The organism is Cedecea sp. AS113 (genome assembly GCF_037152415.1).
GTDB lineage: Bacteria > Pseudomonadota > Gammaproteobacteria > Enterobacterales > Enterobacteriaceae > Cedecea.
Genome location: NZ_JBBCMI010000035.1, coordinates 1 through 11,283, shown reverse-complemented (window position 1 = coordinate 11,283; position 11,283 = coordinate 1). Strand labels below are relative to the sequence as shown.

General features: G+C 60.0%; 8 protein-coding genes and 1 pseudogene. All 9 read left to right on the top strand.

Annotated features, from left to right (window positions below):
- On the top strand, positions 1-96 hold a 96-nt coding region (locus WFN87_RS23565; protein WP_000851394.1), incomplete at its 5' end, for an IS1 family transposase.
- Between the two features lie 41 nt (positions 97-137).
- Positions 138-260, top strand: a complete 123-nt coding sequence (locus WFN87_RS23560) for a hypothetical protein (RefSeq protein WP_336983937.1) — start codon at positions 138-140, stop codon at positions 258-260.
- Between the two features lie 16 nt (positions 261-276).
- Positions 277-708, top strand: coding sequence for a hypothetical protein (locus tag WFN87_RS23555; protein ID WP_336819703.1), 432 nt, complete (start codon positions 277-279; stop codon positions 706-708).
- A gap of 74 nt (positions 709-782) precedes the next feature.
- On the top strand, positions 783-1,514 hold the full coding sequence (gene traT / locus WFN87_RS23550) for a conjugal transfer complement resistance protein TraT (RefSeq protein ID WP_096198065.1): 732 nt from the start codon (positions 783-785) through the stop codon (positions 1,512-1,514).
- 370 nt (positions 1,515-1,884) lie between these two features.
- Complete coding sequence (traD, locus tag WFN87_RS23545; RefSeq protein ID WP_336819702.1) at positions 1,885-4,098, top strand: type IV conjugative transfer system coupling protein TraD; 2,214 nt, start codon at positions 1,885-1,887, stop codon at positions 4,096-4,098.
- Positions 4,098-9,338: a conjugative transfer relaxase/helicase TraI gene (traI, locus tag WFN87_RS23540; RefSeq protein WP_336819701.1), complete on the top strand. Its 5,241-nt coding sequence runs from the start codon at positions 4,098-4,100 to the stop codon at positions 9,336-9,338. The genes traD and traI overlap by 1 nt, the downstream gene beginning before the upstream one ends.
- Position 9,339: 1 nt before the next feature.
- Positions 9,340-10,077: a type-F conjugative transfer system pilin acetylase TraX gene (traX, locus tag WFN87_RS23535; protein ID WP_047359711.1), complete on the top strand. Its 738-nt coding sequence runs from the start codon at positions 9,340-9,342 to the stop codon at positions 10,075-10,077.
- Positions 10,078-10,143: 66 nt separating this feature from the next.
- A complete protein-coding gene (locus WFN87_RS23530) occupies positions 10,144-10,863 on the top strand; it encodes a fertility inhibition protein FinO (protein WP_336819699.1) in 720 nt (239 codons plus the stop codon).
- Positions 10,856-11,173 (top strand): annotated as a pseudogene (locus WFN87_RS23525) (DsbA family protein); the annotation flags it as partial. The gene WFN87_RS23530 and the pseudogene WFN87_RS23525, both read left to right, overlap by 8 nt.
- Positions 11,174-11,283 lie beyond the last annotated feature (110 nt).

Below are 11,283 nucleotides of genomic sequence, written 5' to 3'. Positions count from 1 at the left end.
GCACGGCTGGGACGGAAGTCGCTGTCGTTCTCAAAATCGGTGGAGCTGCATGATAAAGTCATCGGGCATTATCTGAACATAAAACACTATCAATAAGTTGGAGTCATTACCTAAAAAACCATCATAAAAAAGAGGACATGACGCAGTATAATAAATATACTGCTGAAGTAAGTGCGCAGAAAAGTTTACCCGGCGCTGACAGCCCTGAAGAATTGATGAAAAAGGCTGAGGAGTATCAAAAAAATTATCGCAAAGATTAGCGATCAAGGGGGATAAATGAGAAATGTCTTTCAGATATGTCTGGTGACCGTTGTTCTGCTTATTGCATGTGTCATCGCTGGCTGGGAACTTCCAGAAACAGTTTTCATGGCTTCGTTTGTTTTTATCTGGCAGCTTCTGTTCATTTTATTGATGATGAAAATCAGATCGAGACGACATGTTTCTAAACATAACAGTTTTGCTAATTTTTTCTGGTTGTTAATATTTCCAGTTTTCGCGATTTTCTCACCTATTTTTGTAGTGACGGCATTCATTGCTGGGACAATATGGGATTTAATCAAGGCCCAAGGGGAAACTAGAATGAATCGTTGGGTTGAGAGAAGGAAGGGTAATGATGCTTCTTCAATCAGCCAAGAATCAGTACCGCCATCTTTCGAAAGAATTAATTACAATAGCGAAAATAATTATCCTATGGGATGGAAATTTTAGGAGGGTAATTTACAGGTCAGATCGTTCTTAGGAATATTAAAAAGCATAACTAAGTAGATAACAAGGAAATCAGGATGAAGTTAAATAAGTATACTTCTGTAATTTTATTAGGTGCGATTCTCTCCCTCTCAGGGTGTGGTGCGATGAGCACAGCAATTAAGAAACGTAACCTCGAGGTCAAAACGCAGATGAGCGAAACGGTCTGGCTTGAACCATCAAGCGAGCGTACCGTTTTCCTGCAGATCAAAAACACGTCTGATAAAGACATGAGCGGTCTCCAGTCTAAAATTACCGAAGCTGTTAAAGCCAAAGGCTACCAGGTCGTGACCTCGCCGGATAAAGCCTACTACTGGATTCAGGCGAACGTACTTAAGGCCGACAAAATGGACCTTCGTGAGTCACAAAGCTGGCTCAGCCGTGGCTACGAAGGTGCAGCGGCAGGGGCCGCGCTGGGTGCCGGTATTACCGCCTATAATTCCAGCTCTGCCGGAGCCACTCTGGGCGTAGGACTTGCTGCCGGCCTTGTTGGCATGGCCGCTGATGCGATGGTCGAAGACATCAACTACACCATGATCACGGATGTCCAGATTGCCGAGCGTACCAAAGCGACCGTGACCACGGACAACATCGCCGCTCTTCGCCAGGGAACCTCTGGCGCCAAAATTCAGACCAGCACCGAGCAGGGGAACCAGCATAAATATCAGACCCGTGTGGTATCAAATGCGAACAAAGTTAATCTGAAATTCCCCGAAGCCCAGCCTGTGCTTGAAGATCAGCTGGCTAAATCTATCGCGAACATTCTTTAATTAATACCAGGGGCGGTTTCTTCCGCCCTTTTCTCTGGATCACTCAGTCCGAATAGCATCTGTTCTCCTCATTCTCTGTTGATATAAGAAAAACGCTGAGCGGTGGCGCAAATCCTTTGTGCTGCCGGGAAGGGTTGCCGGCAGGGCCGGTGAATAAAGGAATTAATATGTCGGTATTTGCATTAGTAGTGAGTATCGAAAGTGATTATCCGAATGCTTTATTTGCTGTTCCATTTTCAGTTCTGTTAATACTGCTGTGGATATTCTTTTTTCGTAAGTGGCCTCTTATTTGCCAGGCCAGTAAGTAGCCGTTCCTGAATGTAGCCTTATCATAACCGTCTAAACCCCATTTATACCGGACCCATACATCATGAGTTTTAATGCAAAGGATATGACCCAGGGCGGTCAGATCGCGAGCATGCGCATCCGTATGTTCAGTCAGATCGCCAATATCATCGTGTACTGCCTCGTCATTCTCTTCGGCATCATTGTCGCGATTACGCTGTCGGTTAAACTGACCTGGCAGACGTTCGTGAACGGCATGGTTTATTACTGGTGTCAGACGCTGGCCCCCATGCGCGATATTTTTAAATCCCAGCCTGTCTATACCATCCGTTATTACGGCCATGAGCTGAAGTACAACGCGCAGCAAATACTGCAGGACAAATATATCCAGTGGTGCGCAGACCAGGTCTGGACGGCCTTTATTCTTGCCGCCATCATCGCGGTCGTGGTGTGCGTTATTACCTTCTTTGTCACCACCTGGATTCTGGGCCATCAGGGTAAACAGCAGAGTGAGGACGAGATAACGGGAGGGCGCCAGCTGACTGACGACCCGAAAGCGGTGGCGAAAATGCTCAGGCGCGACGGTCTCGCATCTGACATCAAAATCGGTGAGCTGCCGCTTATCAAGGACTCGGAGATCCAGAACTTCTGTCTGCACGGCACCGTCGGGGCCGGTAAATCAGAAGTTATCCGCCGCCTGATGAACTACGCCCGCCAGCGTGGCGATATGGTCATCGTGTATGACCGCTCCTGTGAGTTCGTCAAAAGTTACTATGATCCGGCCACGGATAAAATCCTTAACCCGCTGGATGCGCGCTGCGCTGCATGGGACCTGTGGCGGGAGTGCCTGACGCAGCCTGACTTCGACAACGTGTCCAATACGCTTATTCCTATGGGCACGAAGGAAGACCCCTTCTGGCAGGGGTCGGGACGTACCATCTTTGCCGAAGCCGCTTATTTGATGCGCAACGATAAGGACCGCAGCTACAGCAAGCTGGTCGACACGCTGCTTTCCATCAAGATTGAGAAGCTGCGCTCGTACCTGAAAAACTCCCCGGCGGCGAACTTGGTGGAAGAGAAAATCGAGAAGACGGCCATCTCCATCCGCGCCGTGCTGACCAACTACGTCAAGGCCATCCGCTATCTGCAGGGCATCGAAAATAACGGCGAGTCATTCACCATACGCGACTGGATGCGCGGCGTTCGTGAGGATGGTAAAAACGGCTGGTTGTTTATCTCTTCCAATGCTGACACCCACGCTTCCCTCAAGCCGGTTATATCCATGTGGCTGTCCATCGCCATTCGCGGGCTGCTGGCGATGGGTGAAAACCGTAACCGCCGCGTGTGGATCTTCGCCGACGAGCTGCCTACCCTGCACAAGCTGCCGGACCTGGTTGAGATCCTGCCGGAGGCGCGTAAGTTTGGCGGCTGCTACGTCATTGGCATTCAGTCCTACGCCCAGTTGGAAGATATTTACGGGCAGAAGCCGGCGGAAACGCTGTTCGACGTGCTGAACACCCGTGCCTTCTTCCGCTCGCCGTCGCGCAATATCGCCGAGTTCGCCGCCGGCGAAATCGGTGAGAAAGAAATCCTCAAGGCGTCCGAGCAGTATTCCTACGGCGTGGACCCGGTACGCGACGGTACTTCGGTCGGCAAGGACATGGAGCGCGTCACCCTGGTGAGTTACTCCGACGTCCAGACGTTGCCGGATCTCTCCTGCTACGTCACGCTTCCCGGACCTTATCCTGCCGTGAAAATGGCGCTGAAGTATCAGCTGCGTCCAAAGGTGGCACCGGAATTCATTCCGCGCACCATCGACGCGAAAGCGGAGGAACGCCTGAATGTCGCGCTGGCTGCACGTGAACATGAATCCCGCAGCATCGCCATGCTCTTTGAACCGGATGCAGACGTTATCGCACCAGAGGGCTGTACGGAGAATGCTGGTCAGCCACAGCAGCCACAGCAGCCACAGCAGCCACAGCAGCCACAGCAGCCACAGCAGCCACAGCAGCCACAGCAGCCACAGCAGCTGGCGCCAGCGCCCTGCGCTGCATCCGCTTCGGCATCCGTAGCGGGTGCAGGAGGCGTGGAGCCTGAACTGAAGACAAAGGCGGAAGAAGCTGAGCAGCTGCCGCCCGGCATCAGTGAAAGCGGTGAAGTGGTGGATATGGCGGCATGGGAAGCGTGGCAGGCGGAGCAGGACGAACTGTCTCCTCAGGAGAGGCAGCGTCGTGAAGAAGTGAACATCAATGTTCACCGGGCGCCTGAAAAAGATCTTGAGCCGGGAGGATACATCTGATGATGAGCATCGGATCAGTAAAATCCGCCGGCAGCGCGGGTAATTATTACACCGATAAGGATAACTACTACGTTATCGGCAGTATGGGCGAGCGCTGGGCCGGAAAAGGGGCTGAAGCGCTGGGGCTCAGCGGCGGGGTGGACCAGAAGGCCTTTACGAAGGTTCTGGAGGGACGCCTGCCGGACGGCAGCGACCTCAGCCGGACTCAGGACGGGGCGAACAAACACCGTCCGGGCTACGACTTCACCTTCTCAGCGCCCAAAAGTGTCTCCGTGATGGCCATGCTCGGTGGTGACAAGCGTCTTATTGAGGCCCACAACCGCGCGGTGGAGACCGCCATTAAGCAGATAGAGGCGATGGCCTCCACGCGGGTTATGACGGAGGGCAGGAGCGAGACGCAGTTGACCGGCAACCTGGTGATGGCGTTGTTTAACCACGATACGAGCCGCGACCAGGAGCCGCAGCTGCATACCCACGCCGTGGTGGCCAATGCCACTCAGCATGGCGATGAGTGGCGCACGCTCAGCAGCGACAGGGTGGGCAAAACCGGGTTTATAGAGAATATCTACGCGAACCAGATTGCCTTTGGCCGCCTGTATCGTGCCGCGCTGAAGGATGACGTCACGGCGATGGGCTATGAGACTGAAACGGTCGGCAGGCACGGTATGTGGGAGTTCAAAGGGGTTCCCGTCGCGCCCTTCTCGAGTCGCAGCAGAACTATCGGCGAGGCGGTCGGGGATGACGCGTCCCTGAAGTCCCGCGACGTGGCGGCGCTCGACACCCGCCAGTCGAAGCAGAAGGTTGACCCCGAACAGCGCATGTCCGAGTGGATGCAGACCCTGAAAGAGACGGGGTTTGACATTAAAGCCTACCGCGAGGCGGCAGACCAGCGGGTTGTGCAGGGGAATATTCCCGCAACGACGCCTGAAGCCATTGATATTAACAGCAGCGTCGGGCAGGCCATCGCGATGCTGAGCGACCGGCGGGCGCAGTTCACGTATTCCGAACTGCTGGCCACCACCCTCGGGCAGCTGCCCGCGCGGTCGGGCATGGTGGAGATGGCGCGTGACGGCATCGATGCGGCGATAAAAAATGAGCAGCTCATCCCGCTGGATAAAGAGAAGGGGCTGTTTACCTCGAACATCCACGTGCTGGACGAGCTGTCGGTGTCGGCGATGACCCGGGATTTACAGCGGACGGGGCAGGCCGACATTTTTCCGGATAAAAGCGTGCCCCGCAGCCGGTCATACAGTGATGCCGTGAGCGTTCTGGCCCAGGACCGTCCGCCCGTGGCGATCATTTCGGGTCAGGGCGGGGCGGCCGGTCAGCGTGAGCGCGTGGCGGAACTGACGATGATGGCGCGCGAGCAGGGGCGTGACGTGCAGATTATCGCCGCCGACAGGCGCTCGCGCAGCGCCCTTATGCAGGATGAGCGCCTCAGCGGCGAGCATATCACTGACAGGCGGGAGCTGACGGAGGGCATGGCCTTTACGCCCGGCAGCACGCTGATTGTGGACCAGGGGGAGAAGCTGACCCTGAAAGAAACGCTCACGCTGCTCGACGGCGCGCTGCGCCATAACGTCCAGCTGCTGATAGCCGACAGCGGCCAGCGCACCGGGACCGGCAGCGCCCTCACCGTCATGAAGGAGGCGGGAGTGAGCACGCTCGCGTGGCAGGGCGGTGAGAAGACGCAGGTCTCGGTTATCAGCGAGCCTGACCGGCGGCAGCGGTATGACCGCCTGGCCGCTGACTTTGCCCGAAGCGTCCGCGCAGGTGAACACAGCGTGGCGCAGGTCTCAGGTCCGCGCGAGCAGGCCGTACTGGCAGGCGCTGTCCGCGAGGCGCTTAAGGTGGAAAAGGTGCTGGGCGAGCGGGAGGTCAGCATCACCACTCTGGAGCCGGTCTGGCTCGACAGCCGCCATCAGCAGGTGCGCGACCACTACCGGGAGGGGATGGTCATGGAGCGCTGGAATGCCGAAGAGCGTAGCCGGGAACGCTTTGTCATTGACCGCGTGACGGGCCGCAACAACAGCCTGACGCTGCGTAACGCCCAGGGTGAGACGCGGGTGACCCGCCTGTCTGAACTCAACAGCAGCTGGTCGCTGTACCGCACCGGCACGCTGCAGGTAGCCGAAGGCGACCGTCTGGCAGTGCTGGGTCAGGCGCAGGGGACGCGGCTCAGGGGAGGCGATACGGTGACCGTTAAGGCCCTCGGGAAGGAGGGGCTCGTCGTCAGCCTGCCGGGGCGTAAGGCGGACGTGGTCCTGCCCGCCGGCGACAGCCCGTTTACCGCCGCGAAGGTGGGTCAGGGCTGGGTGGAGTCGCCGGGCCGCTCGGTGAGCGACAGCGCCACGGTCTTTGCCTCGCTGTCGCAGCGCGAGCTGGATAACACCACGCTGAACAAACTGGCGCTCAGCGGCAGGGCGGTGCGGCTCTATTCCGCACAGACGGCGCAGAAAACGACGGAGAAGCTGTCGCGTCAGTCTGCCTGGAGCGTCGTGTCTGAACAGATTAAGGATGCGGCGGGGCATGACAGGCTCGATGATGCCCTGGCGCACCAGAAGGCCGGGTTGCACACGCCGGAGCAGCAGGCTATCCATCTGGCCATTCCGGTGCTGGAGGGGAACGGCCTGGCGTTCACGAAGCCGCAGCTGATGGCCGCCGCGAAAGAATTTGAGCAGGACAGCCTCAGCCTGCAGGCCATCGAAAAGGAGGCGGACCGGCAGGTGCGCAGCGGCGCCCTGCTGTCGGTGCCGGTATCGCCGGGAAACGGCCTGCAGCTGCTGGTTTCACGCCAGTCGTACAACGCTGAAAAAAGCATTATCCGCCACGTCCTTGAGGGAAAGGAGGCCGTCACCCCGCTGATGGATAAGGTTCCGGACGCGCAGCTGGCGGGCCTGACCGACGGGCAGCAAAACGCCACGCGCATGATACTGGAGTCCCCCGATCGCTTTACCCTGGTGCAGGGCTACGCGGGCGTGGGTAAGACCACTCAGTTCCGGGCCGTCATGTCGGCCATCGGCACGCTGCCGGAACGGGAGCAGCCGCGCGTTATCGGCGTGGCCCCCACCCACCGGGCGGTGAGCGAAATGCGCGACGCGGGTGTGCCCGAAACGCAGACGCTGGCGGCCTTTATTCACGACACGCAGCAGCAGCTGCGCGGCGGCGAACGACCGGACTTCAGCAACGTGCTGTTTCTCGTGGATGAAAGCTCGATGGTCGGTAACGCCGACATGGCGAAGGCGTACAGCCTGATTGCCGGGTGCGGGGGACGTGCGGTCTCCAGCGGCGATACCGACCAGCTGCAGTCCATTGCCCCGGGCCAGCCCTTCCGCCTGCTGCAGAAGCGCAGCGCCATTGACGTGGCGGTGATGCAGGAGATTGTCCGCCAGACGCCGGAGCTTAAACCTGCCGTCTACAGCCTGATTAACCGCGATATCGGCAGCGCCCTGACGACCATTGAGCGCGTGGCGCCGGCACAGGTGCCGCGCAGGGCGGATGCCTGGCAGCCGGACAGCTCCGTCATGGAGTTCAGCCGCGAACGGGAGGAGGCCATCGCGAAAGCCGTGGCGGCCGGCGACCTGATGCCCGGCGGGCAGCCCGCGACGCTGCTGGAGGCCATCGTGAAGGACTACACGGGGCGCACGTCAGAGGCGCAGGCGCAGACCATCGTTATCACCGCCCTGAACGCCGACCGCCGCCAGGTGAACGCCATGATTCATGACGCCCGTCAGGGTGCCGGCGAGGTGGGCGAAAAAGAGGTCACGCTGCCGGTCCTTACGCCAGCCAATATCCGCGACGGGGAGCTGAGGCGCATGGCAACGTGGGAGGCGTCCCGCGACAGCCTGGTCCTGCTGGACAGCACCTATTACAGCATTGAGGCGCTGGACGGGGAGGCGCACCTGGTGACGCTGAAGGATGCGCAGGGCAACACCCGCAGCCTGTCGCCCGCGCAGGCGGCGACAGAGGGCGTCACGCTCTACCGTCAGGACACCATTACCGTGTCGGAAGGCGACCGGATGCGCTTTTCGAAAAGCGACAACGAGCGGGGCTTCGTGGCCAACAGCGTCTGGTCGGTCAGTGAGATAAAAGGTGACAGCGTCACGCTGTCGGACGGGAAACAGACCCGCACGCTCACGCCGTCAGCGGAGCAGGCAGAGCAGCACATCGACCTGGCCTATGCCGTCACCGTTGAAGGCTCACAGGGAGCGAGCGAACCCTTCTCCATCTCCCTGCAGGGCACGGACGGCGGACGTAAGCGGATGGTGAGCTTCGAGTCTGCCTACGTGGCGCTGAGCCGGATGAAGCAGCACGCGCAGGTCTATACCGACAACCGGGACAAGTGGGTGGCCGCGATGGAGAAATCGCAGGCGAAAAGTACGGCGCATGACATTCTGGAGCCGCGCGGCGACCGCGCCGTCGCGAATGCCGCCCGCCTGACGGCGACGGCAAAAGCGCTGGGTGAGGTGCCTGCCGGTCGCGCCGCGCTGCGCCAGGCCGGGCTGCAGCCTGAGGTCTCAATGGCGAAATTTATCTCGCCGGGGCGTAAATACCCGCAGCCGCACGTGGCGCTCCCGGCCTTCGACCGCAACGGCAGGCAGGCGGGCGTCTGGCTGAGCGCCCTGACCTCCGGAGACGGGCAGCTTAAGGGGCTCGCTGGTGAAGGCCGGGTGATGGGCAGCGGGGACGCGGCGTTTGCGGGTCTGCAGGCCAGCCGTAACGGCGAGTCGCTGCTGGCGCGGGATATGGAAGAGGGCGTGCGGCTCGCTCGGGAGAATCCGCAGAGCGGCGTGGTGGTGCGGCTCGAAGGCGAGGTACGACCGTGGAACCCCGGCGCCATTACCGGCGGTCGGGTCTGGGCCGACGGCCTGCCCGATGGCACCGGTACGCAGCCCGCAGAAACGGTGCCGCCGGAGGTGCTGGCACAGCAGGCCCGGGAGGCTGAGGTGCAGCGGGAGCTGGATAAGCGTGCCGAAGAGGCGGTCCGCGAGATGGCCCGCAGCGGCGACAGGCCGGCCGGAGGGGCTGACGTCGCCGTCCGGGATGTGGTGCGGGATATGGATCGGATAAAAAAAACGCCGGCATCTCCCCTCACGCTGCCGGATGCACCGGAAGAACGCCGCCGGGATGAGGCGGTGTCTCAGGTGGTGCGCGAGAGCGTGCAGCGGGACCGCCTGCAGCAGATGGAGCGCGAAACGGTGCGGGACCTTGAGCGTGAAAAGACCCTGGGAGGCGACTGATATGCGCGCTGAAAACCATCCGCTGTTCCCCCTTGTGGTGGTGGCCGACTGCTGGTTGCAGCGTCTGCTCGTGTGGACGCCGGGGCAGACCGACCTTATCAAGACCGTGGCGCTGCTGCTGATGGTGGCCGACCACATCAGCATGCTGTGCGGACTGGATAATGACTTGCTGCGTCTTGCCGGTCGGGGAGCGTTTCCGCTCTTTGGCCTGGTCTGGGCCATGAACCTCGCCCGCCATCCGCAGATTCAGCAGCGCGCCCTGAACCGGCTCTGGATATGGGCGGGTGTGGCGCAGGGTGGCTGGATACTGGCCGGGCTTCGCCCGGACCTGGGCAATATCCTGTTTGCCTTTGTGGTCAGCGGACAGGCGCTGGCGCTGATGCAGCAGCACGGGCCGCGCGCGTGGCCGCTCTCACTGATGCTGGTTCTGGCCTGGCTGCCGTTTTCGGCGGGAAGCTACGGGCTGGCGGGTGTAGTCATGCTGATGCTGGCCTGCGGCGTATGTATGACGGGCCGGCGCACCACGCGCACGGGGCTGGCGCTGTGTCTGGCGCTGGCCATACTCGCGCTGAATGCCGCTGACAGCCCCGCTTTTGCCATCGCGGGTCTGGTGATACCCGGCGTTACCCTGACGGTGCTGAGCCGGACCTGCTGCCGCGTGCCGCGCTTCTGGCCCCGCGAATTTTTCCCGCTGTTCTACGCGGTGCACCTGGCCGTCATCGGACTGATGGTGATGTGATATCTGCCGTGTCAGAATAAGGTCACTCAGGGGAATATACGTGAAACAGATTTATCCGGAGGCAGGATGAAAGAGCAGGGGCGCCCCACGCTGACGCTGCGCCGTAAGACGGAGCCAGAAGGTCAGCGTGCCGTAAACAACAGTGAACCGGACGGTGCGGGTCCGGGCCGGGTCACGCGTAAAAAGACCGTGGTGGTGAACACGACGCCTGCCTGGAAGGTCAGGAAGCAGGCGGTGGATGAGAGCGCGAAAAAGGCGCAGGCGGACGAGAAGGCCGCCCGAAAAGCAGAGAAAGCCCGGCAGTGGGCTGAGCGACAGGCCCAGGAGAGGGAGGCCATGCGGGCGGCCAGGCGCAAGCCTGCCCCGGAGCCGGTGTACCGGAAGGTCATGCCGCTTGCGGACGCGCTCGCGCTCCTGAAGCGTTGCTGGCCGGCCCTGGTGACGGACGGCCAGCCGCAGCTCCTGGCGGTCAACATCCGGGAGGTGATGGTCAATGACATTCGCCGGCGCGGGCTGGAGGTTTCCGTGAAGACGCTGAAACGCTGCCTTGCCGCCGTCACCCGCTCAGATGCGTATCTGGGCGCCATGACGGTGGGCGCGTGGCGTAAAAACCTTGCCGGTGAACCGGTCGCACCTGTGAGTGCGGAGGAGGCGGCGTATGCCGTGGAGCGCAGGGCTCAGGAGCACGCTAAACGACAGCGCAGGGCGGTCAGAAGCGTCGCCACCCGTGCACGGAACGAACTGATAACAACCGGGAAGAGAAAAACACAGGATGAACATGAATAAAACCCTTTCAGTCATGCTTGCCGCAGGCCTTCTGGTCTCCGGCGTGGCGGGGGCAGCAGAGAAACCTGCCGTTGCCTTTACCCCGGAGCAGGAAGCCCGCATTGGTGAAATCGCGAAAGACTACCTGCTGGCTCATCCGGAAGTGCTGGTTGAGGTCAGCCAGAAGCTGCAGGCCCAACAGCAGGAGAAGCAGCAGCAGGCGATGACGGCCGCCGTGGTTCAGAATCAGGCAGCGCTGCTGAACGATAAAGGCACACCATCATATGGTCCCGCTGATGCGAAAGTGACGGTCGTTGAATTCTTTGATTACGTGCGACGTGAAGTCGTCTGATTAATTGTTTCAGCCAGATACCTGGTGTGAAACCTGATGTTCCGTCATCAGTAGCCTACCGACGCATGCAGGACGGGTAACTGTTCTGT

Coding starts and splice junctions, on each gene's coding strand:
- traD (WP_336819702.1), top strand. CDS start 1,885: ATGAGTTTTAATGCAAAGGATATGACCCAGGGCGGTCAGATCGCGAGC.
- WFN87_RS23530 (WP_336819699.1), top strand. CDS start 10,144: ATGAAAGAGCAGGGGCGCCCCACGCTGACGCTGCGCCGTAAGACGGAG.
- traI (WP_336819701.1), top strand. CDS start 4,098: ATGATGAGCATCGGATCAGTAAAATCCGCCGGCAGCGCGGGTAATTAT.
- traT (WP_096198065.1), top strand. CDS start 783: ATGAAGTTAAATAAGTATACTTCTGTAATTTTATTAGGTGCGATTCTC.
- traX (WP_047359711.1), top strand. CDS start 9,340: ATGCGCGCTGAAAACCATCCGCTGTTCCCCCTTGTGGTGGTGGCCGAC.
- WFN87_RS23560 (WP_336983937.1), top strand. CDS start 138: ATGACGCAGTATAATAAATATACTGCTGAAGTAAGTGCGCAGAAAAGT.
- WFN87_RS23555 (WP_336819703.1), top strand. CDS start 277: ATGAGAAATGTCTTTCAGATATGTCTGGTGACCGTTGTTCTGCTTATT.